Origin of the sequence: Nitratifractor salsuginis DSM 16511, from assembly GCF_000186245.1 — a bacterium.
GTDB classification, from domain to species: Bacteria; Campylobacterota; Campylobacteria; order Campylobacterales; family Sulfurovaceae; genus Nitratifractor; species Nitratifractor salsuginis.
Genome location: NC_014935.1, coordinates 1,769,107 through 1,792,300 on the forward strand (window position 1 = coordinate 1,769,107; position 23,194 = coordinate 1,792,300).

At 54.4% G+C, this 23,194-nt stretch carries 37 protein-coding genes; 2 read left to right on the forward strand and 35 right to left on the reverse strand.

Going from position 1 to position 23,194, the window contains the following annotated elements:
* Positions 1–13: 13 nt before the first annotated feature.
* Both NITSA_RS08950 and NITSA_RS08955 read right to left on the reverse strand, forming a co-directional pair.
* The gene (locus NITSA_RS08950) at positions 14–421 is read right to left on the reverse strand and encodes a hypothetical protein (protein ID WP_013554700.1); all 408 of its coding nucleotides are present in this window, start codon (positions 419–421) and stop codon (positions 14–16) included.
* Entirely contained in the window at positions 411–2,774 is a 2,364-nt protein-coding gene (locus NITSA_RS08955; protein ID WP_013554701.1) for a phage tail tape measure protein, read from the reverse strand. The genes NITSA_RS08950 and NITSA_RS08955 overlap by 11 nt, the downstream gene beginning before the upstream one ends.
* A 28-nt stretch (positions 2,775–2,802) precedes the next feature.
* On the opposite strand from NITSA_RS08955, the gene NITSA_RS08960 reads away from it, so the two are divergent.
* On the forward strand, positions 2,803–3,033 hold the full coding sequence (locus NITSA_RS08960) for a hypothetical protein (protein WP_042203936.1): 231 nt from the start codon (positions 2,803–2,805) through the stop codon (positions 3,031–3,033).
* A 72-nt stretch (positions 3,034–3,105) separates the two neighbouring features.
* Here NITSA_RS08960 and NITSA_RS08965 read toward each other — a convergent pair whose 3' ends face one another.
* The 33 genes from NITSA_RS08965 to NITSA_RS11330 all read right to left on the reverse strand — a co-directional run bounded on the left by NITSA_RS08965 (position 3,106) and on the right by NITSA_RS11330 (position 22,369).
* Complete coding sequence (locus NITSA_RS08965; RefSeq protein WP_013554702.1) at positions 3,106–3,357, reverse strand: phage tail assembly protein; 252 nt, start codon at positions 3,355–3,357, stop codon at positions 3,106–3,108.
* A gap of 9 nt (positions 3,358–3,366) precedes the next feature.
* Positions 3,367–3,870, reverse strand: a complete 504-nt coding sequence (locus NITSA_RS08970; protein ID WP_013554703.1) for a phage major tail tube protein — start codon at positions 3,868–3,870, stop codon at positions 3,367–3,369.
* 12 nt (positions 3,871–3,882) lie between these two features.
* Complete coding sequence (locus tag NITSA_RS08975) at positions 3,883–5,013, reverse strand: phage tail sheath family protein (RefSeq protein WP_013554704.1); 1,131 nt, start codon at positions 5,011–5,013, stop codon at positions 3,883–3,885.
* Positions 5,013–5,165 (reverse strand): hypothetical protein, encoded by a 153-nt coding sequence (locus NITSA_RS11430; protein WP_013554705.1) that lies wholly within the window; start codon positions 5,163–5,165, stop codon positions 5,013–5,015. Before NITSA_RS11430 ends, NITSA_RS08975 begins: the two co-directional genes overlap by 1 nt.
* On the reverse strand, positions 5,137–5,625 hold the full coding sequence (locus NITSA_RS08980) for a hypothetical protein (protein ID WP_013554706.1): 489 nt from the start codon (positions 5,623–5,625) through the stop codon (positions 5,137–5,139). The genes NITSA_RS11430 and NITSA_RS08980 overlap by 29 nt, the downstream gene beginning before the upstream one ends.
* Before the next feature lie 9 nt (positions 5,626–5,634).
* Positions 5,635–6,567, reverse strand: a complete 933-nt coding sequence (locus tag NITSA_RS08985) for a hypothetical protein (protein WP_013554707.1) — start codon at positions 6,565–6,567, stop codon at positions 5,635–5,637.
* On the reverse strand, positions 6,567–7,088 hold the full coding sequence (locus tag NITSA_RS08990) for a hypothetical protein (RefSeq protein WP_013554708.1): 522 nt from the start codon (positions 7,086–7,088) through the stop codon (positions 6,567–6,569). Before NITSA_RS08990 ends, NITSA_RS08985 begins: the two co-directional genes overlap by 1 nt.
* Positions 7,081–7,713, reverse strand: coding sequence for a phage tail protein (locus tag NITSA_RS08995; protein WP_013554709.1), 633 nt, complete (start codon positions 7,711–7,713; stop codon positions 7,081–7,083). The genes NITSA_RS08990 and NITSA_RS08995 overlap by 8 nt, the downstream gene beginning before the upstream one ends.
* Positions 7,703–8,788, reverse strand: coding sequence for a baseplate J/gp47 family protein (locus NITSA_RS09000; protein ID WP_013554710.1), 1,086 nt, complete (start codon positions 8,786–8,788; stop codon positions 7,703–7,705). The genes NITSA_RS08995 and NITSA_RS09000 overlap by 11 nt, the downstream gene beginning before the upstream one ends.
* Complete coding sequence (locus NITSA_RS09005; protein WP_013554711.1) at positions 8,775–9,086, reverse strand: hypothetical protein; 312 nt, start codon at positions 9,084–9,086, stop codon at positions 8,775–8,777. Before NITSA_RS09005 ends, NITSA_RS09000 begins: the two co-directional genes overlap by 14 nt.
* Positions 9,083–9,475 carry a baseplate assembly protein v gene (locus tag NITSA_RS09010; RefSeq protein WP_013554712.1) on the reverse strand — a complete coding sequence of 131 codons (393 nt, stop codon included), beginning with the start codon at positions 9,473–9,475 and terminating at the stop codon, positions 9,083–9,085. Before NITSA_RS09010 ends, NITSA_RS09005 begins: the two co-directional genes overlap by 4 nt.
* 222 nt (positions 9,476–9,697) lie before the next feature.
* Positions 9,698–9,946 carry a hypothetical protein gene (locus tag NITSA_RS09015; protein WP_013554714.1) on the reverse strand — a complete coding sequence of 83 codons (249 nt, stop codon included), beginning with the start codon at positions 9,944–9,946 and terminating at the stop codon, positions 9,698–9,700.
* Positions 9,939–10,280 carry a phage holin family protein gene (locus NITSA_RS09020; RefSeq protein WP_013554715.1) on the reverse strand — a complete coding sequence of 114 codons (342 nt, stop codon included), beginning with the start codon at positions 10,278–10,280 and terminating at the stop codon, positions 9,939–9,941. The genes NITSA_RS09015 and NITSA_RS09020 overlap by 8 nt, the downstream gene beginning before the upstream one ends.
* Positions 10,281–10,294: 14 nt before the next feature.
* The gene (locus NITSA_RS09025; RefSeq protein WP_013554716.1) at positions 10,295–10,726 is read right to left on the reverse strand and encodes a hypothetical protein; all 432 of its coding nucleotides are present in this window, start codon (positions 10,724–10,726) and stop codon (positions 10,295–10,297) included.
* A gap of 35 nt (positions 10,727–10,761) precedes the next feature.
* A complete protein-coding gene (locus NITSA_RS09030; RefSeq protein WP_013554717.1) occupies positions 10,762–11,106 on the reverse strand; it encodes a head-tail joining protein in 345 nt (114 codons plus the stop codon).
* Positions 11,090–11,347, reverse strand: a complete 258-nt coding sequence (locus tag NITSA_RS09035) for a Rho termination factor N-terminal domain-containing protein (protein WP_013554718.1) — start codon at positions 11,345–11,347, stop codon at positions 11,090–11,092. Before NITSA_RS09035 ends, NITSA_RS09030 begins: the two co-directional genes overlap by 17 nt.
* A 3-nt stretch (positions 11,348–11,350) precedes the next feature.
* Positions 11,351–11,680, reverse strand: a complete 330-nt coding sequence (locus NITSA_RS09040) for a DUF2190 family protein (protein WP_013554719.1) — start codon at positions 11,678–11,680, stop codon at positions 11,351–11,353.
* Between the two features lie 10 nt (positions 11,681–11,690).
* Positions 11,691–13,610 (reverse strand): phage major capsid protein, encoded by a 1,920-nt coding sequence (locus NITSA_RS09045; protein WP_013554720.1) that lies wholly within the window; start codon positions 13,608–13,610, stop codon positions 11,691–11,693.
* Positions 13,594–14,985, reverse strand: a complete 1,392-nt coding sequence (locus tag NITSA_RS09050) for a phage portal protein (protein ID WP_013554721.1) — start codon at positions 14,983–14,985, stop codon at positions 13,594–13,596. The genes NITSA_RS09045 and NITSA_RS09050 overlap by 17 nt, the downstream gene beginning before the upstream one ends.
* Complete coding sequence (locus tag NITSA_RS11435; protein ID WP_013554722.1) at positions 14,969–15,205, reverse strand: hypothetical protein; 237 nt, start codon at positions 15,203–15,205, stop codon at positions 14,969–14,971. Before NITSA_RS11435 ends, NITSA_RS09050 begins: the two co-directional genes overlap by 17 nt.
* A 48-nt stretch (positions 15,206–15,253) precedes the next feature.
* Positions 15,254–15,457, reverse strand: a complete 204-nt coding sequence (locus NITSA_RS09060; RefSeq protein WP_013554723.1) for a hypothetical protein — start codon at positions 15,455–15,457, stop codon at positions 15,254–15,256.
* A gap of 9 nt (positions 15,458–15,466) precedes the next feature.
* Positions 15,467–17,167 (reverse strand): terminase gpA endonuclease subunit, encoded by a 1,701-nt coding sequence (locus NITSA_RS09065; protein WP_245526296.1) that lies wholly within the window; start codon positions 17,165–17,167, stop codon positions 15,467–15,469.
* A gap of 137 nt (positions 17,168–17,304) precedes the next feature.
* Entirely contained in the window at positions 17,305–17,880 is a 576-nt protein-coding gene (locus NITSA_RS09070; RefSeq protein ID WP_013554725.1) for a hypothetical protein, read from the reverse strand.
* A gap of 154 nt (positions 17,881–18,034) precedes the next feature.
* A complete protein-coding gene (locus NITSA_RS09075; RefSeq protein WP_013554726.1) occupies positions 18,035–18,568 on the reverse strand; it encodes a phage tail protein in 534 nt (177 codons plus the stop codon).
* The gene (locus NITSA_RS09080) at positions 18,565–18,969 is read right to left on the reverse strand and encodes a DUF1064 domain-containing protein (protein WP_013554727.1); all 405 of its coding nucleotides are present in this window, start codon (positions 18,967–18,969) and stop codon (positions 18,565–18,567) included. Before NITSA_RS09080 ends, NITSA_RS09075 begins: the two co-directional genes overlap by 4 nt.
* Entirely contained in the window at positions 18,966–19,349 is a 384-nt protein-coding gene (locus NITSA_RS09085; protein WP_013554728.1) for a hypothetical protein, read from the reverse strand. The genes NITSA_RS09080 and NITSA_RS09085 overlap by 4 nt, the downstream gene beginning before the upstream one ends.
* Positions 19,346–19,621 (reverse strand): HNH endonuclease signature motif containing protein, encoded by a 276-nt coding sequence (locus NITSA_RS09090; RefSeq protein WP_013554729.1) that lies wholly within the window; start codon positions 19,619–19,621, stop codon positions 19,346–19,348. Before NITSA_RS09090 ends, NITSA_RS09085 begins: the two co-directional genes overlap by 4 nt.
* A 2-nt stretch (positions 19,622–19,623) precedes the next feature.
* The gene (locus NITSA_RS09095; RefSeq protein ID WP_013554730.1) at positions 19,624–20,169 is read right to left on the reverse strand and encodes a hypothetical protein; all 546 of its coding nucleotides are present in this window, start codon (positions 20,167–20,169) and stop codon (positions 19,624–19,626) included.
* Positions 20,150–20,905 (reverse strand): hypothetical protein, encoded by a 756-nt coding sequence (locus tag NITSA_RS09100; protein WP_013554731.1) that lies wholly within the window; start codon positions 20,903–20,905, stop codon positions 20,150–20,152. Before NITSA_RS09100 ends, NITSA_RS09095 begins: the two co-directional genes overlap by 20 nt.
* On the reverse strand, positions 20,902–21,069 hold the full coding sequence (locus NITSA_RS11440) for a hypothetical protein (protein ID WP_013554732.1): 168 nt from the start codon (positions 21,067–21,069) through the stop codon (positions 20,902–20,904). Before NITSA_RS11440 ends, NITSA_RS09100 begins: the two co-directional genes overlap by 4 nt.
* 196 nt (positions 21,070–21,265) lie before the next feature.
* Positions 21,266–21,751, reverse strand: coding sequence for a phage regulatory CII family protein (locus NITSA_RS09105; protein ID WP_013554733.1), 486 nt, complete (start codon positions 21,749–21,751; stop codon positions 21,266–21,268).
* A 220-nt stretch (positions 21,752–21,971) separates the two neighbouring features.
* Complete coding sequence (locus NITSA_RS11445) at positions 21,972–22,130, reverse strand: DUF5320 domain-containing protein (protein WP_013554734.1); 159 nt, start codon at positions 22,128–22,130, stop codon at positions 21,972–21,974.
* Positions 22,127–22,369: a hypothetical protein gene (locus NITSA_RS11330; RefSeq protein WP_148224971.1), complete on the reverse strand. Its 243-nt coding sequence runs from the start codon at positions 22,367–22,369 to the stop codon at positions 22,127–22,129. The genes NITSA_RS11445 and NITSA_RS11330 overlap by 4 nt, the downstream gene beginning before the upstream one ends.
* A gap of 111 nt (positions 22,370–22,480) precedes the next feature.
* Here NITSA_RS11330 and NITSA_RS10960 point away from each other — a divergent pair, with 111 nt between their 5' ends.
* A complete protein-coding gene (locus tag NITSA_RS10960) occupies positions 22,481–23,185 on the forward strand; it encodes a S24 family peptidase (protein ID WP_148224972.1) in 705 nt (234 codons plus the stop codon).
* Positions 23,186–23,194: the final 9 nt, after the last annotated feature.

Sequence of the window (23,194 nt, forward strand, 5' to 3'; positions counted from 1 at the left end):
GTCGTAATCCAATCTATACCAGCGCAAGGAGCCCTCCCAAGATGCTGAGTATTCCCAGCCCGCCGCCGCTGACCCGCTTCATCGTTACCGAAATATCCATCGAGACCGCGCCGGAATGACTGACGAAATCCTTTCGGTTAATCCGGTAGTCGGTGATGATCACCCGCTCGCTCTCCCCCGTCGCCATCGTGAAGCGGGTGGGGTTTTTGGATTTGAGCATCGATTCGAGCGCCAGAGCCCTGGAGTTCGAGGCGGCGACATACCGCCCGGACATCGCGATGGTCTTGGTGGAGCCTTGGGTATTGTGGTAGTGGGGATCGTCGCCATAGGGCTTGTACTCCCCAAAGTGGGCGTTACTCGACATCCCCAGTCCCGTCACGTCGTGCGCTTCAAAAACGAATCCTCCGATGCTACAGATCACTCATTGTCCTTTGCTTGGAGTGGTAGGCGGCGTCTCTCATTACGCGGCTTATGGCAGCTTCTACATCAGATTTTGTGATAGTCGAGCCGTGAATCGTTACGGAGATGTTGTACGTATGATTCTCATTGTGTTGCACTTGCTTCGGTGCTCGCCCCATATTTGCAGCGACACGCTGTACAACCGGTGCAGGTTTGTATGGCGATGGGGGGAGCGGACTTGCTACGGCGGCTGTAACCACGGCGGCAGGAGCAGCTATCTTTTTGCCCGCCTGACGCGCGATATCCAGATTGTGCTTCGTTCGCTCTACCAGTTTTTCAAGCTGTTTGATTTTTGCATTGTCATTGCTCCCGTGGAGGAAGCTCTCGCCCAGCCTGGTAAGGAAGCCGTCCTCGCCTTTCGCGGCCGCCAGCCTCTCCTTGAGCCGTTTGTATTTCTCTTCGAGCGCTTTGATGTTTGCAGCTCTGGGAGCGATGCTCCGCTTATCCATGATTGCCTGGTGGGAACTCTTTGCGATCTTATTTAGCCCTGCAATGACGGCTGTAGCACCTACCAATGCTACGGTCAGAGTAAGCGGGCTGGAGAAGAGCCCACGTGCTGTCCTGACTTTACTGTTAAGTTTGCCCATTTTTCCGGCGGCTTCTCCGGCACACCCGCCAAGAGCACATGTGGCACCCTTTGCGGCGTTTGCAGGCCCGATGAGCCGCCGGATGAGCCCCACCGTCCCGGAAATCGGTGCGGCGATCGTTTTGAGCCCATTGAGTACCAACCCGATACCCAGCCCCAAAACCCCGAGAGCGGTAGCGGCGGAGCTGAATCCCACGACAGCGATCGAGGCCCATTTCACCAGCCCGGGGCTTGTATCTTTGAGCTTCGTAAGCCAATCGGCAAATTCCCCAAGCCTATCGGTGATCTTCTTGAGAATTGGGGAGACCTGTTCGCCGATGATTGCCAGGACATTCTCCATCGTTCCGGTAAAGGCTTCCCACTTCGCGGAGAGTGTTCGTAAGCCGGCTTCTGTGCGTTGCCTGATGTCGGCCTGTCGGCGCATTTCCTCTTCGAACTTCCGTATTCCCTCTGTTCCCTCAGCGAGGATCTTTGAAAACATCGATCCAGCTTCTCCGGTACCGAACAACATGCTGATAAGCTGCTGTTTCTGCGTGGCGTTCAAGTGCCGCATTTTCCGCTCGAGCTGCTCAAGCATTTTGTGCATACCGATGAATTTGCCCTTATGGTCGGTGAAGTGGAAACGAATGTGGAACTTTTTACGGATTTTCTTTTCGAGCTTGCTCCCCCTGAGCAATACTGCCCGCTTGATTGCCGCTCCCAGGTTCGTTCCGACCGTCTCCCCGCTGTATCCTGCCCGGATCAACATTCCCACAAAGGGCTCAATGTCTTTGGCAGCTTTCAGCCCCTTGATCCCAAGTCCTTGGAGAACCGCCCCCATTTTTGAGAAGCCGTAGCGCATTTCCGTCAGGGAGACCCCCATATAGCTCATGCGCTGGATATCGTCCATAAACTTGAGCATATTTTTATCGTCAACCCCAAGAGCCTGCTTGAATTTGGCAGCCGACATTGCCGCCTCTTCATAGCTCACCCCCATTCCCTTGAGTACGACAGCCAGATATGCCGAGGATTTCAGCACGCCCCCTGTAATACTCTTTTCGCTAACCCCTAACGATTTGAGTACCGTGGCAATCTTGTAAAAGTCGGCGGTGGTGCCGGGCAGCTTGTTCCCCAGCTCAAGCGCCTGCTTGTTGATCTCTGCAAAATTCTTCGAGACGTTGCCGTTTTTGTTCATCAGGGCGATCTTGAGCTGGGTTTGCGCGTCCTCCAACTCAGTGAAAGCCCGAATGGGAGCTTCGGACCATCCTTTTGTGGCGGCTCCGACTCCCAGGGCAGCCGTCCCGCCCCAGGTGGCGATTCTGGATGCTTTCCCAAGTCCGTTGATGATCTTGATCCGGCGCTGAAGATCTTTCATTTTCCGGTCAACTCTACCGGCTTCGTTCCTGGCCTTCTTGAGCTCGTTCGTCAGCCTAAGCCGACGGCTATTGAGTATACTTTCTATCTGATTGAGCCGCCGCATCTTTTGAGCGAACTGCTCGGCTGAAATCTTCCCGGCGTCGAGATCCTGCTTGAGCCTGAGTTGCCTATTCCCCAAAAGCTTTCGGGCACGGTCCACTTCCTGGAGCTTGTGCTTGAGCTGATCCATCGTTTTAGCGATAGAGCCAAACTTCTTTTTGAACTTTTCGCTGTCTTTTTGGAGCTTGAGAATGTTTTTGGATGTTTTCCCTAGCACAGAAGAGGCCATATCCTTGGCGCTTAGAATGATTCCGAGAGCCATCATTTTGCTCATATATCCTCCTCTATGCTATACTGATCGAATGAAAGCTATTCGATACATTTTTGATTTGTTCGCACTCTGGTTCACGATCCTGATTTTGGCCTTTATCTTTATGGCCATCGCCGCCTGGGCGACTGGATCGGACACCGTTGGTGTTTGGGTGCTCTGGGGCACTCTCGGCTATGGAGTGATCGCCGCTATATATCGGACGGTTCAGTTTTGGCACGAACTATCTCCCCGGCCTTCTCATAGAACTGAAGAAGGAGTGTGAGAGACATCCCCAGCATCGACGCATAGTCAAAATGCAGGACGTGCCCAATCACTCCGCTCAACTCCACCCAATCTATCCCAAAAAACCCATCATAACCTCAGAAACCGACAGATAGTTCTTGGCGCTCATCGCCCGAATCTCATCTTCGCTCAGCGGGATATTGGTACAAAGGGAAGATGCCAGCTTCGTCACGGATTTTCCAAGACTCTCAGTCCCGATCAGCCCTTCGATATCCGCCCCAAGGGGTTCCCGAAATTCCAGCTCTCGCACTTCTTTGCCGTCGATTGTCATCGGCTCCGGCAGTGATACCTTGATTGTTCCCATAGTGTCTCCTTACATAATCTGCTTACGCAGATTCTCGAAATGATCTTTGCCGTCGATCTTGCAGATGTAGCGGTCCGCATCGATGTCATAGTGCTCTTTGCCGTCGATCTCCAGCTTGTACTGGACGACGTTGAGCGTCAGGTTGATCCCGGTCTCTTTGCCCGTCTCTTTGAGGTTCTCCCACTCCTGCTCGGTCACGTGGGCTCCCACCTCGAAATAAACGGGAATCTCTTTACTCCCGGAAACGATGGAACTTTTGATGACGAAAGAAGCCAGCTCTCCCAGACGTTTGCCCACGGCTTCGAAGATCACCGGGTTGAGATCGAAGATCGTCAGCTTGCACTCCATCGGCTCCAGCAGCCCGGAATCGATGTTCCGCCCCAGGTTGCCATCCTCTGCCTGCTTGAATTTGACTACCGGAGGCTCAACGTCCCCGACGGTACCGACGAAACCGACCCCCTGCACGAAAACGTTACGTCCCCGCAGAATGTGTCTCAGATTTGCTCTGTCCATTTAGCTCTCCTTTTAAGCAGCGTTGATCCAGTTGATCAGCGCGTCGTTGTATTGGTCGGTGAAGACAAGCTCGAAGTTCAGCTCGCGGATCGCGGGCATATTGGCGGTCTTGAGAACAAAGGTGAACTTCCCGGCGGTCACGTCGCAGCGGCTGGGATCGAGATAGATCTCGTAACCCAGGGCAATATTTGCCCCCGTGAGCTTCTTGAAGAACTCGCTACAGGTTTTCTTGACCCAGATCAGCTGATCCGCGCTTCTATCCCGCGCCCACTTGTTGGCTTTCATGACCGCATCGAGCCAGCGGTAGAACGTCCTCACCCGCTCCAGGCTCTGCCAAATGGGATCGATGTCGGTGGTCTCGAAACCGTAGCTCCTCCAACCGACATCCTGGACGATCGCTCCGATACCTTTTTGACGCAGGCGCCGCGCTTCGCAGTCCTGCCCGTCGAAATACTCAATGGGCACCTCGGAACCGGATACCCCTTTGACGATCCGGTTGGAGTGGGAGCGCGCATAGCCGAACTCGTCGAAACCGTTGTCCCCGCCAGCGTCCCAATAGGCGATCAGCCCAGACATAAGTGCAGAGGCGGGGTAGAGCTTGCCTTCGACCTTATATGGCCCCCGGTAAAAAGTCAGGTGCCGCGTGCCGAAATTTTGGCTGAAGCCCGTGGCTTCAGCCTCGTCTTTGGCATTGACATCCACGATCCCGGTCGCCCGGAGTTTCGCCGCCACAGAGTCCATCTTCGCCGCCACATCCGTATCGTAGGAGTATTGGGGCACGATGATCAGATCGGGGCGATCGAGCACCCGGTCGTCATACGGAGACGACTTGAGCAGGTCCAGTCCGTCGAGGATGTTCTGTTTCTGCGTCGCCGCGTCCGAATCTTCGGCGACATAGGCGACGATGATCTTCGCATTGACGTTTTGCAACTCAAGGGCTGCGGCGGTCTGATAGACGAGATCGTCACTGGTTTTGCCCTGGCTGATCAGATAGTCTTTCCATTCCTTCGGCCCGTTGTAGTAGGTCAGATCGGCAGCGCTGCCCATAGGGATGACCACCCCGATCGGCGTTTTGCTATCGACGACGACCGGGCGGGCCGCTTCAACGGAGATCCCGCCGTTGATTCCAAAATTGAGATCCATTATTTACCTCCTCTGTTTTTTTTGGGAGGCTTTACCTCCACCGCCACGCCCCGCTCGATCAACGCCTGGGCGATATGATCGGGCAGCTCGTGCTCTCCCGCTTCCAGCCGTTGCCCGTTTAAGCTAAACGGGTTTTTCAGTTTTATTTTCATTTCTCCCCCCTTGTTGAAGATTTTCCAGGATTTCGATCAGCTCGTCGATTGTAGTTGCGGCCAGCGCCTGCTTGATTTTTTGCGAGTAGATCTGAATGTTTTTTGTCACTGCTGTCAAACTCTGCACAAGTAGCTCACTATCCGAATACCCTCCTTCTGCCAATGACAGCATCGCATCCCACGCCACCTTCTCGTTCTTGGTGAAATTGCTCTTGTCGGCGGCTCCGTCAATCGCTTTGACGATGAGCGTGATCGCTTTTGAGTTAGCCGCACTCATTTTCACAAACTCCCCGCCGGACGCCTTTTTCACCTCTTGACCGATCAGCCAATTGATCGTGTCAATTGTGCAGCCCCTCAGCTCTTCCAGCTCTTTCGGGATATTCCACTGCCCATTTCCCTCACCGGACTCGACCCCGATATTTTGATAGACGAGATCGCCGATTTTGATGATTTTAATCATTACCTCTCCTTATTCAAAACTTACGTTTGACACGATATTCAGCGGCACACCGTTCGCATCTTTGACAATTTGTCCCGCCACAAAATCCACCAGACTTCCATCACTGCCATCACTCAGTTTGTACGAAGAGGCGTGTGTGTTGACGACAATGCTCCCCGCGTCATTCTGGATCAAATATGCATCTCTATTCGGCCCATTCCTTGTGATTTCAGAGCCATACAAATATGCATGAGTCGTGGCGTTCGGACCCGTGGGCACGTGAATCAGATTTGTATCACCCAATTCGATCGCACAGTCGTAGAACATAGTGTTGTACGTTCCGTTGTCGGCCCGTCTATATAGTCCCTCAATAATGCTCAACCCGGTTGTGCCGTCGGCATAATTTGCGGTTCGGATGTTGACGTTCCCAAAAATGTGGCACCCGCCCTTTTGGATGAATCCGGTGGTCCGGGTATTGCCATTCCCGTCGTCTGACGGGATATTTTCGATCCACGCATTGTCATTGCTATCAGACTGTTCCATCCACGTGGCAAATTCGAGGATTTTGTTCGTCGTAACGATGCCCTCAGCAATATAATGAGTCTGTTTTTCTCTCAAAACAATTCTGCCGTGCCCCCCGACCGGCACACTGTCACAAGCTTTTTTGATGGTTTGGAAGGGGGTGCCGCTACTTCCATCATTGTCGTCACTGCCGTTTGCCGCATCTACATAGAACGTCCTATCGAACTGTCCCAGCGCGCCACCTACATCGTCCCACACGCGTTTCCTGAATTGAGCCACATTGGGCATTGTTCTAGTGACAACCGCACCGCTATCGTCGATGAGCTTCACATCGACATTTTCCGGGGTGGAGGAAAAATACAATTTCCCCACATTCCTCACCCACGAGCTGACAACGCTCACGTAGTTGTCGATTTTTTGCTGCAAATCCACGAGATTCATCAATTAGCTCCTAATTTTGATTTGAGTAGCCCGATCTCACGGGCGTTCTCAATGGTCTGAAGCCCCAGCGTGACCGACACGTCGAGCAGGGCTAGATCCTGCTCCGTCTCATAGTGGGGCAAATACCGAAAATCCATCAGCTCGCTGGCGTTCTGGTAGCTGAGCTGAATCTTGAAGGTCTGACGCAGCATCGGCGGGAACGGGAACGGAGGTTTCGCAATCGCAAAAAGTGTGCCGTCATCGAGAAAAATCCCCGCCAATTTCGCATAATACGCCGCCTCGGTCGGCTCCACATCCAGGACAAATTCGATCGTATCGTCGGCGATCTGGCGATAGAGCGAAATGTCCCGCGTGATCCATCCGTTGAAGTCTGCGGCGCTCATCATCGGATCGAGTGCCGAGACAGAGACGTCGCTAAATCTGAAATATTTGGGCTTGATCGATCTCCCCGTTCCGTGCGCCTGCTCAAGCGCGTTAATCCCGTCCGCCGTGATCAATGTCTGCCCGACTGGGTTACTCATAGGCTCCTCCTCGGATTGTAATTGATGCCTCGCCCACCGCGCCGGCATAGGCGCTCAGGGTGGAAGCGGCTTCTATTGTGTAGCCATTGATTGGCTCAGCGGTCGAGCAACTTTCCCCGACGGCCCCAGCAGATACTGCAACGGTATGGACATTGAGATATGAGAGCACCAGCTCATCGATGGTGCTACGAACATTTTTGAGGTCATTCACCGATTCGAGCAGCTTGTCGCGCAATTCGATCGTGATCTGTTTGTCGGTTGGTGACAAATCGAGTCGAAAATGGTAGGGCTCTCCGTCGTAGTCAAACCATTCCTCGATTCTCGCCCCCATATCAAGCGCTCCAAACGCCTGCGTCAGCGCCCACGGCGTGCCCTTTTTGCGGTGGATCTGAAAGCTATTGGCGATCGCCCGACGCTTCTGATCCTCCGCCTCCTCCCCGGTGAGAAAATAGGTCTGCATATCTTCAGCCAGAGCATCGAGATAGCGCGCGTCCACCCGCATCGGATCGCCGATGTTCAGCAATTCATCTGCCGCGATCTGGAGAGCTTCGAGCCGCTCACAGCCCAAACGGTCAAGCGTGTTGATTCTCGGGTCGATGTTGAGAGGCAGCAGATCAGTACACATCGCCACTCTCCTCTGCTGATATGCCCACATTTCCCAGCACCGCCACCTCTTCCGTGCCGATTGTCAGCGTGCCGGATGGGGCCGTGACCTCCACATCCTCCACACCATCCACCATCAATGCCCGGATGATCCGAGATATGGGCACGTCCCGCCCGATCTGGGGATTGGCAAAAAGCGCGGTGACACTCTCCGTAGCCGCCGCCACCGCTTTGGCCCGGTCTACATTGCGGCGGGTGTAGAGTTTGGCGGTCACATCAACGGTGACGACCGTGGCGGAGGCCACCTGCACCTGATCGGTGAGAGGCCGCACGTCGTCGGCGTTGAGTGCTTCGACAACGCGGCTCTGCATCACGCTGTCCATTTCCGGCGCATAATAGATCACCCGCACCACCCCGGGAGAGGGCATATAGGCGGTCACGTCGCTGATTCGCTCATCGGCTCCCAGCGTGTAGCTGATGTAGGTGTTTTTCGCCCCGGCTGTTGATTTGTCCGAGAGGCTTACGCGGATGCGCTCTCTAAACTCTTCGTCCGTCTCAGGATCTCCGCCGTGGTCGTAGTCGCCGTTTTGTTTGACGGAGAGATAGGGCAACGGGGACACGGGGATCTCTGTTTTCACCGGGCTGGACGCAACCTCTTTGTCGAGGATCACCGTCACCGTGGTTTCCGTCTCCCCCGCTTTGATGACCGCTTCGGTCGCGGTGTGAGCGAAATAGATCCCACCATCCTCGGTGAGCTGATAGCCCTCTGGGATCACCACGTCGTAATCGAGGGGCTTAGAGAGCGAAAATGTCGCCGTCGTGTAGGGCTTCGAGCCCTGGAGCCGATAAAGCCCGTAGCGGGTCTCTGCCAGATGATCCAGATAGGCCCCCTCTGCGGTGCTGAGGAAGTTCGCCCGGGTGTTTTGATCGATCAAATTGCGCAGCAGAAGCTCCCGATAGCTGAACGCCTGGAGAACAAGCATCACATCATCCCCCTGCGCGGGGATGTATCCGGGCAGCATCTCCTTGGCCCGGCGCACATTCGCCTCCAGGATCTCTTCATAGCTGAGAGGAGGTACCAGATCAGGCAGCGACATTGCGCACCTCCTCTACCCAGACTTTCAGCGACCATTTACCGGAGCTGTCGCCGTTGACCTGCACACGGATCGGCCGCACGCGTGAGACGTTGGCTTCGATCGCCTCGTAGGTTTCGGCGATGATCCCGAGTTTCACCTCACCGATGGGCATCCGGTCGCGGTATTTCCATAGATCGGAGCCATAGCCGGGATTCATCGGGATGGAGCCTTTGCGGGTGATGAGCACCCTGCAAATTTCCTCGGCAGGGTCGATGATGTATCCGGCTTGCTGCGTGGCACCCACTACATCGATCATCATGCTCGTTTCGCTCCATCTGTTGTGCTAAAGTTTGTCAGGTCGCCACGGCTATCCGTAACCCCGCCGGTGAGTGTGAGATCGCCGTCGATGCTCACATTGCCTTTGATGGCGATATCCCCGGTGTAGCTGGTGTCTGCTTTTACCGTGATCGTCGCCCCGTCGATGCTCACGTCTATCCCCCCGATGTGGAGAGACACAGGTGAGCCGTCTGTGCGGGAAAGAGAGCCCAGGACGACCCCGGTGCCGTCATTGTCATATTCGATGAACGCCACCTGCTGCCCAATAGCAGGCGTGCTTTGGACACAGGGGAGCCAATTCGTCACCCGGCCCAGCACGTCGAGCTTGACGAAGCCGCGCTCTTTGTCGATCTCGCAGACGGTTCCGAACATTATCGCTTTCCCATCGCGCGCTTCATTTGCGCAACATTTGCTCTATTTGCATAGATGAGTTTTTTGCGGTCAGAGATACAAACACGAAGGGCCGCGTCGATGCACTTTGCGTCGTCTTGATTGACGACGACATGCCCATTCTGCCGCTCGATTCTGATATCGCCGCATTTGACGGGACCCCGAAGTTTTGGGACGACGGGGTGGAGGACCGGGCGCGGAGTATTACCACAGCCGGTCATAATCAACCCGATCACCGATAGTGCGATTGATCTCATCTCTCACCCTTTTGTCTTCTGCCTCGATTTGGGCTTTTGCCCTGGCGGAAATGACCGAATTGTCACGGTCCAGCTTCAGCGCCTCGTTGTTTTTGCGTTGTTCTTCCACCTCGTGGCTGAGCCACATATAGCGGCCGGCAATAGCAAAAATGATCGTAGCGGCTACTCCATACATAAGTAGCCGGAGATTAATCATTTTCCCCGTCCTTTCTGGGTGGGGCGCTCACTCCGATCTTTTTCGCCGCCATATCTTCGAGGGCCATAAGCCCGCGGGTGCCCATATGCGACGTGATGCCGACCAAAAAAGCGGTCCAAAGCTCCGTAAACCCAGCCGCTTCACAGAGCCAAAACGTCAAAACTCCGATAAACCCGCTGATTGCAATGTCTCCGACGAGTTCAGAAATACTGAATCTGGTAATCATCCCTGTGCGAAGTTTGCGAATGTTGTGCGTTACGCCGCCCCACGTCGCTAGGGCGATAACCCAGGCATAAGTGATCCAGGAATATGATGTGGGGTCCTTGTGAGGCATTGATCCATTCTCCATTACAGACTCCAATCAAGGGTCTGGTATTTCACAGTAGTGTCGATGCGAACGACACCTACCTTTTTTTCGAGCTGCTCAAGCTCCATCTCCACGCCGGTGAGCTGAAAAAAGTCGCCCACCGGCACCGGATCGCCGAAATCCTCGACCCTCAAAGCGCGCAGCAGCTCTTGGGCCATTCCGCGCATTCGCTCAGCGTCGGCATCGGCTACATAGAGCTCGATCTCCACTTTCAGGGAGTGGCCCATCGAGCCGTCTCCGTTGTCGCTCACGTCATCTGACGTATCCCGGACAATGACCGCCGGAAGGTCCGCATATTCCAGCGGGCCCACCATCCATTCGTAAGCTTTGGGCGTGTAGCTGTTTCCAGCCTCTGGACTGATCGCCGAGATCCTTGTCTTGATCGCGTCGATCACCTCTTGCCGTCGTGTCATTGTTTATTCTCCCTGTTTTTCGAGAAAAAAAATACTTAAGTATTAAACGGTTTGTCCCGTCTCTCAGTTAGCACCAGCTTCACAATGTCGGAGCGCTTATACTGGATGTCATTCACCGCGTATTGCGTGCCTCTGACCGTGATCGTGTCCCCGGTTTTTATGTCCGGGATATCCGATCTTTTCGCCAGGATGAATGGGGAGGCGGATTCAACCCCGCCGCTCGGTGAGTCGTAGCTGGATTGTCGATATTCAAAAAGAAGATCGCTCTTTTCGAAGAATTGGACGTTGACCGTTTTGCCGTCGATTGCGGCGCTCTCACCGAAATCGTCGGGGGAGAGGAATGTGTCGATGTCCTCTCCCAGGTTATCTTTGAACGCCACGGATGGCCTCGATGATCTCTTGTTTCTTTTTGGCGTCGCTGAGATCGATGCCCCGCTCTTCTGCCAGGGCCTTGAGCTCTTTGACGGTCAGATCCTCCAAGCCGTCACCAGGCTTGATGACTTCATCATTAGCAAGCCCGGCCAAAATGAGCCGCGCGGCCAGATCGTCGTGGAGCGTGACGACGCCCGACATCTCCCGACCCGCGATGATGCGAGGCTCTTTGAGCGTTACGGTACGCATCTCTTATCCGTTCAGAACAAAAGAGACGCTATCCCCTGCAGCGGCCGCAGCGGAAACGGCAAAGCCCGCGCGGGTATTGCCGTCAGCGGTTTTGGAGATTTTCCCGTCAGATGTCAGATAGACGGTATCCCCAACGGCGATAGCCTCGGAAGCGGTGGCCTCTACGACCACATCGCCCACGTAGTAGACATTCTCTTCGCCTGCCAGGGCGGTGGTGCCCGCAACGGCGATCCGATCGGCTCCGATGGCGACCATATCCCCGACGGCTACGTCGGTGTTCAGCGTCATCTGGACGCGATCAGCCTGCTGTGTGATTCGTGCTTGTTTTGTCATCTTTCACCCCTTATTTGGTTGACGTACCTGCGTTCTTGTAGAGTCCACGGAAATCCTCGGCGACAAGGCCGAAGTCGAAGACCAACTGATACTCGATACCGTCGATGGGGCTGCGCCCAACCTCTTCGACGATGGGCCGCTGATTGGAGCCTTGGAGATATCCGACTTTGATCGTCTTGCGTGCGGCAGCCATGTACCAGGCATCGGGATTGCTCAGCTCCATATCCGTGATGGGCGTATAGAGGTTGCGGACCGGGTTGACGGTGCCGGAGTTGTTCGCCTCGGGGTTGGCTGTGGAGTTGAGCAGCTGGTAGGTCGCAGTCTCGAGCTCGGGGGGCACGATGACGAATTTGGGCAGGATGCGCAGCTGGCGACCGTCGAAATCTTTTTGCCGCATCATCCGGGTACGCGCAGCCGAGATGGTGGAGACACTTGGGGCGGCACCGCTGGCATCATAGTTGTTGTGAGCTGCATCGAAGATCGGCTTGCCATCCTCCATCGTGTAGTCCTTGTACTCGCCGGTGCCTTCAAGCATCTGGTAGACGCGGCGGTTCTGGAACACGGCCACCTGCTCGACCATATCGCGCAGATCGTCGATGAAGATAGAGAGATCATCGTTGATAAGCAGCTCCCGGGTAAACGCGAAGCGGGCTCCGAAGCTCTCGATCCCCCAGGTCAGTCCGGTTTCGCCCTTTTCGACATACTGTGTCCGACCCAGCTCTTTGACCCGCTTGAAGTCTGCGCCGAAGCTACCCTTTCTGACCTCGGTGCGAGGTTTGAAGTCCCGGAACTCGACCGCCTGCGTCCACTCGCGGAACGTGACGGGCGCGGACTCGAAGGACTCCTGGACCACCTTGTTCTGGACGTTTGCCAAAATCTTGGGGAAGTCGCTGGTGGTCATTGCCCGGACGAGATCCTGCTCGCTCGCGGTGAGTCCAAGACCGGAGATCTGGCGCACCATATTCTGCACGCTCATTCCCCGGAACATCTCTGCGTCTTTATGCGCGTCTTTGGGGGTGACACCGTGGCGCATCAGCAGGCCGTCAGCCATCGCGCGGACCATATCGTCGTGGCGCTGATCACTATTGCGTCCGGCGTGGACTCTGGGCTGCTGGGCGGAGCGCTGCTCCAGCAGGTGCATGCTCAGGTCGTTGGCGGTTTTGGTCTTGTCGCTCAAAAACCGCTCCAGGGTCTCCTGATCGGCCGCGAATTTGGTAGCGATGTCGCGGATCGCTTCGCGCCGCTTCATCTCGTCCAGTTCGGCACGGATCTGATCGTCGCCCTCTTCGGATTTTGCGGCCAATGCGCGGAGGCTCTGGAGCTCACGCTCCAGCTCCTCGTTGCGCTCTTTCATCGCCTCCAGATCACGGAGGCGTTCGATCTGTTCTTTTGTCATGTTTTCTCCTTGTGTATTGAGTTGACGACCCACGGTCGCGCCCTGATCGAAACCGACCCCCACCGCCGAAAGCTCGAGGATGTCGAAGTCGGTGATCGTTACGATGTCCGGCTCGTCCTTTCGCTCTTCGAGGGTGACGGTGTTGACCCGGTAGCCGATGGAGACATCGGTGAGGATGCCGTCGCGATATTTTTCGAAGACCGCCTCGGCTTCGGGAGAGGGACCGAAGACCACATCGGCTTTGAGCTCCCCGTTTTCTACGCGGACGTTCTGCACTTTCCCGATCGCCGAATCCACGGAGCGGTTGTGGTCCTTGAAAAAGGTCTTGAGCCGCTCGGTATTCGCCCCGTTGGGGTCGAGCTGTTCGATGTAGGTCTCACCGCTCCACCAGTCCACCCGCTCTCCTGCGTTATCGCGTGAAATCAGGATAAACGGGATCGTCCGGTTCTCCACGTCGATCAACGACGCATCGAAACCTGCCCGCCGCTCCATCGCCTTTTCGGTCAGTTTTTTCTTGTCAATTCTCCTGGGCACTCTCGCCTCCTATTCCGTATTTGCTCATGAGCTCCTGCTCTTTTTTCTGCTGCATCAGCAGCTCCTCGAAGTCCATACCTCGACTGGCGGCCACTTCGGTACGCGTCGTCAGCCCAAGTTTGAGCTCCAGCTCTACTGCCTTCATATCTTTGAGCGGATCGACCCACTCCCGCTTTGGCATCACCCACCGAGGTTTGACAAATCTGGAGCTGTCCCGCGCCCAGGCCGCCGGGGTGATGGAGCGGAAATTGCCAGCCAGCACATTGGCCTCGACCCACGCCTCGAAGACGGGCTCGAGGAAATACTCGACGAGGTGCCGCTGTTCCGCATCGAAGCGCTTGTTGTCCTGAATGATAGAGGCCCTCGCGCTTGAGAAATTGACCTGGGAGAAATCGCGGAAAGCAAGCTCATAACTGATATTCCGTGCGTTGGCCAGCATCCGCACCGTCATACGCACGAAATTAGCGTAATTGTCGCCCACCATATCCGGGTCGAGTTTCCCGATCTTCTCCCCGCGATCGAGGTAGTGAACCATCACCCCGTTGATCTCCTGGATCTTGCGGTCAGTATCGTCCGGGTCGTCATGCACGCCTATGGATGGACCAATGGGCCCCTCTTTCTCCACGTAGTAGGCGATATTCGCCCGTGCCCTGGCCGCCGCTACAGTGGCCGACTGATAGGCTGAAAAATTCTTGATGTCGATGATCGCCTGGGCATATTCGCTGATCCCCCGATACTGGGTGGCCCGCTCCTGTTTGTAGTAGTTGATCACATCTTCTGCCGGCAGGGCGACATCTGAAAAACTCGTCTGTTGATAATCCCCGCCGTCGAAAATGTGATAAGCGACGACACGGCCGTCGTCGTCGATCTCCACTCCGTCGATGATGTTCATATCTGCGTGAAATTTATTGAAGCGGTCCGCCTCGATGAGTTGGAGAGTAAACGGCCTGGCTCGATCTTTACTCAGGCGCTTGTAGGCCAGGATCTCCCCGTCCACCATTCGCGTTTCGACGATGAGACGAAGCATATCGGTTAGAGTGAGCCTGCCGGTTATGTCGAGCCCGCCACGGCCCGCCGCCTGTTTCCATTTCGCCTCGATCTCACTATCGACCCGTGTGTCCCCGGTCTTTGACTGCAACCCGATCCCGTGGCCTACGACATTGTTGACGATGGTCCGGTCGATGTTGGCCATAATGGGGTTGTTGGCTCTCAACCATCTGGCGCGTGCCCGAAGCCGATCCCGGTCGGGAGAGGCCGTCACCTCGAAAGGGCTGGTGGCATTCCAAAAATCACGGTTGGCGCGGGTGACGCGCCCCCCTTCGTAGAAGGCGCGCTTCTGCCATCGCTTCGGTAAGAGCCTACGAAAAAGAGACAAGCGCGATCCTCGATAGTGGTTTGGCGTTCTGGCCGGGGATATAGTCGCGGCCATACTTTTCAATGCGGCGCAATAGATCGGATTCCCGACGGTACAGGGTAGATAGATCGTGGTAGGTCATTTTCCGACCCTCGATCTCATACGATGCCGCCCGCCCACTCTCCAATTTGAAGATGGCTTCCTGGACGTTATCGAGTTGTTCGCCGAGAGTCCTCGCCACTATTGCCCCTTTTTTCGTAGTATCCCGACTTTATGAGAAAAAAAATACTTAAGTAAAAAACCCTTTTTCTTTGAGCTCCTCCATCTTCTTCCTAAACATATCGGCGTCAACGATCGCCCGCTCCACGACTTCCCCTTTTGAGATATTGAGATCCTTCGCAAGCTCGACGATGACGAGGTTTGTGTCCTCTCTCAGCGTGATGTGTGCTGAGATTTTCCCTTCCCAGATGTTTTTCTTTCTCGGTCTCGCCATTTCCCCTCCTTAAAATTCGTCCATGTAGTTGGATGCGGGATTACTCGCCCGCGCTTTTCTCTCCCGTTTCACGACAGGCTTCGGCCTCAAAAACTTCACCCCCATCAAATCACCCAGGAATGTGTTGTAGACCCCGCAGTCCCACAGGTGGTTCGGGGCTTTCGGCCTGATCTTCCTCCACGACATCTTCACCGCACCCGTCTTTTTGTTCACCTCCTCCGCTTTGTATTCGCTGGTCCACTGCTCCGCGATCGTCCCGTCCGCTTCGGAGTGGAGCGTTACGACGTTATCACTGCTTAGGAGCTGCCCCTTCTCCTCCAGAGCCAGGGAACGCTTGATCTGAGCATCGAACATATCTTTGTAGTACATCGTATTGAGCAGGTAGAGCTTCAGTCCGGTGGTGAAGCTCCGCCCGTCCTTTTCTTTCGTCACCGTCGTCACCTTGTAGGGGACCGTCATCTTTTCTACCCCCTTGACCGGGATCGCTACATCAAGGTTCATCGCACAAAATTCATACACTTCATCCGTCCGATATCCCGAGTCGATGGCACAGACTTTCACCGCATAGGGCTGACCCTTTTCGTCAAGATAGTGCGCACGAAAAAGGTCCTCGATGTCGGTCCATGTTTCCACCCTCCCATATCGGATCGTCCGTTTCGCATTTCCGTATTGGTAGGCACGGATCTCGAACCAGAAGTGATCCACCTGCACATCCACCGCCATTGTCAGGAGCGCAGTACGCGGCGGGACCACCGCCTCAGGCGTATCTGCCCGGAGTTTCAATATCTCGATGTCCTGCGTGGCGTGGATCTCCTCTTCCCAGACCCACGCTTCCCGGGTGTTCACCCAGGTCTTCATATCGTCAACGATGCCCTCGTCCTGCACCTTAAGCGCGGTCAAGTACTCCTGCACGATGTCTGTCCAGGGCAAAAACGGGGAGTACCACGACGGGATGCGGTAGCTTTTATGGAGCCGATCCGGATATTTGTGGCGCCACTTCCCGTCCTTCGTCATCACGTGCTTTTTGGTTTCGGGGATCTTCTCCCCGCAATGAGGGCACTCGCACATCACCGCCCCGGTGAGCTTATAGTGTTCTGTGTCCCACTCATAGACAAAACGATCTTTATTTAGGTCAAACATCTCCCCACAATGCGGACACGGCACGTCATAAACTGCCTGGGAGCCATCCATATACTCGCGGTAGATTTTCGATGTCTTGAGCAGTGTAGGCGATGAGTTGGCATAAATTTTCTTGTTGGGGAACGCATCGGCCCGCTTATCAGCCAGGGCCGAAGGGTTCCCCTCCCCTTTTACGTCGTCCGGCCAACGATCGAGGTCGTCTTTTATCACGACCCGGCGGGACACAGAGGCAAAAGTGGAAGTGGTGAACGCGTAGGCGATCCGTAGGTTCCCGCCTGGGAAGCGAATATCCAGCTTTGAAGATCCCCCGTCTTTTTTCCTTGGGTAGATTTTCTCGGCGATCCTGGGGGTCTTTTCGATAGAGGGCCAGAGCTTATCCGACGCGTGGGTCTGCGCCAGCGACTCCGTTGGCAGGATCATCAGCATCGGGCAGGGGTAGAGGTCGGCATAGGTGAAGATCATATTGTTTGCCAGCTCGGTGAACCCCAGCTGAACCCCCTTCATCACGCTGACCCGCTGCGTTGGGGATTGGGGGGACAGCTCTCTGGCAATTTCCTTGAGATATGGCATTCGATCTGTTCGATATCGCCCAGGCTCTGCGCTGGATTCGGACGGAAGGATTCGATATGTATCGGACCATTCGTCTATTGGAATGATTGGGTCCGGCTTGAATGAAATACCGAACCCGTTTTCGACTAGCTCTTTGCTCACAAGAATGCCTTAGATAGATTGGAGAGCGCATCCACAACCTCTTCCATGAGCACCGCTTCCATTTCTCTGGGGTCGTCAATTTCCACTAATCGTGATGCCAGCCGTGACGGCATAGACATAAGGGCCGACTTTATAGAGATCCCAGCCTCCATTACGTGGCGATTAACCTCTTCTCTTCTCACCAGGGCCCCAACTGTTTCAGCGTATTCAGCTCGATTCTTTAGAGCCAAAATATATTCTTTGAATATCTTGACCTCATTAAGCGTGGCGGTGTCAAGGTCTATCGCGACATCAAGGATGCCAGCAAGCTCGGCCTCTTCTTTCAGCTTCTTGGCCTCCGCTATCTCTTCCTCATGCTTTTTGGGGGCGGCCTTGGCCCTGAGCTCAGTCTTCGGAGTGCAGTTGCCGAGGACTGCCCGCTTTACCTCTTCGTAGATGTATCGCTTCCTTTTTTCGCCGGGAGGGATGTGGTACGGAATTCGACCCTGCGCCACTAGTTGACTGAAGCGGCTTTCCTTATAATCAGCAACCCCGTCGGCCTTGAGCTTCGCCCTAATTTCTTTAGCCGTCATAAACTTTTTGCTCAAAACTTTACCCCCGCTAAAGTTTTACCCCGTAGGGGTACCTCCACACCCTGGGAAACTTTAGTGTTTTTTAAGCGCCAAAACTGCGCGTTTTCCGGGGTTCGCGAGCCCCGCCGGGGACCCAAAACACAGGAGGACCCGCTCATTTGAGCTTCCCCAAATGGTAGTCAATATTGTGCATAAGACGTTTCGGGAAAAACTCCTCTATCTCCCTAATGTTTTTCTCCACGATCTTCTCGTTAAACATCTGCGGAATAGAGAGACTGTTCTTTGCCTCGATGGGCAGACGGGCTTCCCCTTTGCGCATAAAGACACGTAGTGACCCGTGACTGTCCCGTGTGATGAATGCATTCCTAATCTTCTTACGCCCGCGATCTTTCCTCACCAATACAGATATCCCCCCACGCTTGAGACGACTAGCGCCGAAGTGTATTAGGTTGATAGTACGCCCCTGCACGGCAAATTCATACCTCTCGGGGGTGACAAGCTTGGCCCTGATTCTGGACTTCAGGGCTTTAGCTGACACATTATAGATCTCGCGCACATCCTTGACGGCCGAGGTCTTGAATTTCTTGCCGGATTCGCTCATCGTGCTGCGCAGAGCTTTCCTAAAGACCTTTGGATCAAAGCTCCGCTTGATCTTTTCGATTCCTTCAAGTTCTATTGAAATATTCATACCGCCTCCACCGTATCGAGATACCACTCATTCACTGTATGCCCCCTCACCTCACGGAACACGTCAACTTTCCCGGCCATCTTCGCCATAAAGAGCTTTTTGCGCATGTTGTAGTCGGTCGTGACCATGCCTTTCACATCCTCCACCACCATGCGCCCATCCTGAACGTATTGGAAATCCGCCGTGTACTTGAGCCCCCCGACTGTGCTCTTCCCGTTCTTGGTCGTGTTGGTCGCGATCTTGTAGCGCTCGGCCAGGTAGAACACCGGCTGAAGCTGCAGGTCCTGGATCTTCCCTGCTCTCTCTAGCAACCTGAGCTCTTGATAGCGTCTGCCCTCTGCTCTAGAGTCGAATGTGTAGCCGTCGATAGTGATCTTCTTTGCCCGATATTTGTGTCTCACGCCGCCTCCTTTTGTATCCCAGCCTCAATGAGTATCTTCTCCCACTCTTCTGCCACGTATGGAAGTTCTATTCCGTTGAGCCCAGCCCACCGCTCTATCCAGTTGATGTGCTTTGTCATCTCGGTCGAGTCGATCCTCTTTGTGCTCATTGGGGTGATCCCGGTTTCATCGCGTGGGTAGCTCGGGTTGACGAGTTTCAGAAATTGGTAGACGGCCTCGTCGTCAACTTTCCGCATATCGAAATAGATGCGCTCCTTGGTATATGGGTTCACGTAGCCCATTCCCTTTCCAGTCTGTTTGAACCTTTCGATAGCCCCCCGCTTAAGTTGGGGGCAAACCACTCCGAAGAAAAAGCGCTGGAATCGTGTGCTGATCTTCACGCCATCGCCTCCGCATTCTGGTATTCGGTCCAATTCGCCTCTCCGATCTCCTCGATCTCTTTACGGCTCTTGCAGACTCCACGCCGGCCGTGGTGGATCTGATAGTGACACTCCCGGCATACGGCCACTAGGCTCCGGTCGTCCTTTTTGGCCCCGAAATAGCCATACTTGCTATGGTGTGCCTCCTGTGCCATCTCCATCCCGCACACCTGGCAGACGGGGTGATTGTCGAATAGCCACGCACGATAGTCGGCCAGGGCTTGTTTGCTCATTCTCATGCCCTTACCTTTTCAACAAGCTTTCTCACGGCTGCGCTTGTATTGGCGATCCGCTTCTGAGTCTTGCGCGCGATGAACATCCGCTCAAGCGCCTCCTGCAACGTATCCCGTTCAGACATCTCTATGACGGCCAGTGTTGAGCCGGCAACTGCGACAAGGGCCCGGAGCTCTTTGTCCGTGAAGAATGGGGCCCCCGTCTCTTTGTCGCGGACGTTTGCAAGCATCGCGTGACGCCCTTCGGCCCACTCGTTCTTGATCGCTGTTCGGACCATCTTCACTTTCTCTGCGAGCCTGGAGGAGAATGTCGCAGCGTCTTTACTCACGGCAGCGGCTGCGGCTTCCTGCTTGTATCGACTGGCCAGGATGTCCAGGCGCTCCGTTTTTGTCGCATACTCGATCCCAGCCTTATGTACACGGACATACTCAATGAAGTCCTCGATGTCGGAGATTCCTTTGACTGCATCGGCAATAGCCACGGTGTGCTGGGCATTGTTGATATCGAGGCCCGCGACATTGGCGAGGCTAATCAATGACTTCTGCATCTGCCGCTCCTTCTTCATCGATCATCCCATTCTCAATCATCCAACCGAGTGAGCCTTTTTGCGGTCCCCCGTGTTGAGTGCTCGTTGTCGGCTTACTCGGGGCAAAGAGCCCCTGGTAGCCGTTGGCTATCGAGAAATCCACCTTTTCGGCAAAACCTGCGGGATCGGCTTTGTAATCCTCGAGCAGCTTTTTGACGGTAATGGCCTTGATCGGCTTTTTAATTTCTTTGCGATAGCTGATCCATTCCTGGAGCTTTTCGGGGATCTCTTCCCCCTGGGGGGATTTGGGGGGAGTAGTCTCTGCTGTAGTCTCTGTGTAGTCTCTATCAAAAGATTTATCATTAATAGTTTCCCCCTTTCGGGGAGTACAGTTTCCCCCATTGGTGGAATCTAGTTTCCCCCTTTCGGGGATACTTGTTTCCCCAGCCTCGATCGCTTCATAGAGCTTTTCCCAATCAATTTCGTAGTAGGTTTTTGCGGGAACACCTTCTCTGGTAATCGAAATAAATGGAAGCGTTTTAAGTATCTTTTTGGCATTCTCAAGCTCCTTTTTTGTCAGGAGCGTTTCTTCCATTATCTTGGCATCTGTCTTGTAGATCTTGTCCTTCTGTTGAAGCCAGTAGATAAGTTGGGATAGGAGAACTCCGGCAGTTGTAGAGCCGGTGATTTTCCGATAGATCGGGTAGTATGCGATTGGCTGCTGATTGAGCGCCTTCATAACCGATTTGATGCTCATGCCGCTGCCTCCTTGACCCGCGCGATCTCTTCGTCTGTCATGTAGTAGCGGGCGAAACGCTTGCCTGTGATCTTGTTAGTGACCATCTCGGTTTCGATCTGGGAGATGGATCGCCCGTCCATCATGTGTTTGAGTATCGCTGCTGATTGTGATTGTGTCGTCATATTCAATCCTTTGGGGAAGGAACACACGGGAAAGAGGAGAGAGCCTTTCCCCAAAAACCCTCTCTCCCGTGTATCGGTTGACGGCTCTGGTAAAATTACAGAGCACCTGTTTGGTGTGTAGGATTCCCGGTGTCTGGCAGGACGTGTGCCGGGTATCCGCCCTATGAGCCGCCCGTAAGCAGCTCAACGAGACGGATCAGCCTAGAGCCTTCTCCAGTTCAGCCGCTTGCTTTCTGAGCTCATACGCCCGCTTTCTGATCTCCTCTTTTTCATCTTCATCAAGCACGCCGTCTTTCACCGCCTCTTTGACCGTTTTGGCCAGGTCTCCATGAAGCTCCTCCATCCCCAGCACGGTCACGACGACCTCCATCGGTTCGGCGCCCTTGTCTCTGAGGTCTCCAGGCTTGCAGAGGGTGTAGCCAAGCTCTCGGGCCATCGCCTCAACTATGCGGGCGTCTCCGGTTAGCCGGCAAATCTCCAGCGCACGATCCACGCTCAGAGGCTTATGGGTCTGATGCGGATCGAGAGACGCATAGAGATAACCCCTTGTCGTGCCGAGTTGAGACGCGACCCATTCGATCTTTTTGCATTCGCGGTTCATATAGTCTTTTACGACCCGTTGGGCTGTGCGGTAGATTTCGGCTACCGGAAGCTCGTCTGTGTCGAAGAGATCATCTATCATGCTGCGTCCTTTCTGTTCGCTCTGCTCTCCTGCGGTAAAATGGAGCTGCCACACAAACCAAAACCACAGGAGGACACAATGAACAAGGAGATAGTTGAATATTTGGCCCGGCTATCTATTGAGGCATCCATTGCAGCTGTAGAGGCCGCATTTGCTGCCAAAGAAATGCCGCTGAACGACCAACAAAGAAGCGAAGTCTTAAAGGCAGTACGAGAGGCCATCAAGAACACTCCTTTTCCAGATAGCCCTCAATAGCCCTATCCACCGCTGCCTTCACCTCTTCCGGGGTGATTGTAGACGTGGCTCTCCGCTCCAACTTCTCCAAACGCTTTTCCAGCGCCTCGATCCTTGCCTCTAGCACCCGGATTTCTTCTTTCATGCTGCGTCCTTTGGTGTATTTTTCGGGCTCTTTGCTCTTGAGGGTTTGGCGGGTGATCCGTTACCATTCAAGTAGGATCTGATGTCGAGCCAGGCATCGAAAGGCACGATCCCACGACGGTGGAGATCGAGGATCACACTGTATTTTGGTTTCCTCTCACCCCGAAGGTGCGAATATGCAGCCTTGTCTGAATAGCCGTGACGAACAAGCTCGTTAAAAATAATTTTTCTTTGTTCCATAGGTGTATTCTACGAAATGAAGAATTAGAGGGGGCTTAAGTTTTTCTCTGTTTCGGAGAATTTGAAACGCTACAATTTGTAGAATTATCCAAAGGCTTCAAAATGGATGTTGTGAAAAATATTAAAGCGATGATCCCGCCCCGAAACAAAAAGGATGTGATCGCACGAGTGAGAGAGTTGGTTGAAGCAGATGGCAAGAAGCCACCAGCAGAAAAGACACTCTATGCAAAGCTGTCAGAAGGACGAGGTATACAGCTATGGCTCGTCCCCTATTTTGCCAGTGCTCTTGGGGTCACGGAACAGGATCTTTTCGACCCCTCAAAACGTCACAAGATCGCCAAAGAGGAGGTCCGCAAAGACCCCTTCCGGTACCTCGATGAGATCGAAGACGCTGCCGTGCTCAAGCACGCGATCACCGCCGAAGTGATGAGCGTCAAGGCAGCCGCAGGTACTGGAAACAACATCGAGAGCATCGACGTTTTCACCACCGGCAGAAAAGCGGTCCTGGACTCTATCATCTTCAAGGCCCCGCCCAAAGGCCCCATCCGTCTGATGCAAGTCGATGGATACTCGATGGTCCCTATGCTCTACCCCGACAGCTGGGTGATCTACGAAGATGCGATAGAATACACGGTAGACGGGCTCTATGTCATCAATTACTCAAACGAATTGATGGTCAAGCTCTTGCAGTTCAACCCGGAAGAGGACGTGCTGGAGATCATCTCCAAAAACCCGGAGTATAAGAGCTGGAAGGTCCGTCCGGGGGACCAGAGCACGTTCCAGATCGTGGGCAAAGTCCTGCGCTGCATCATCTAATCAAAAGGA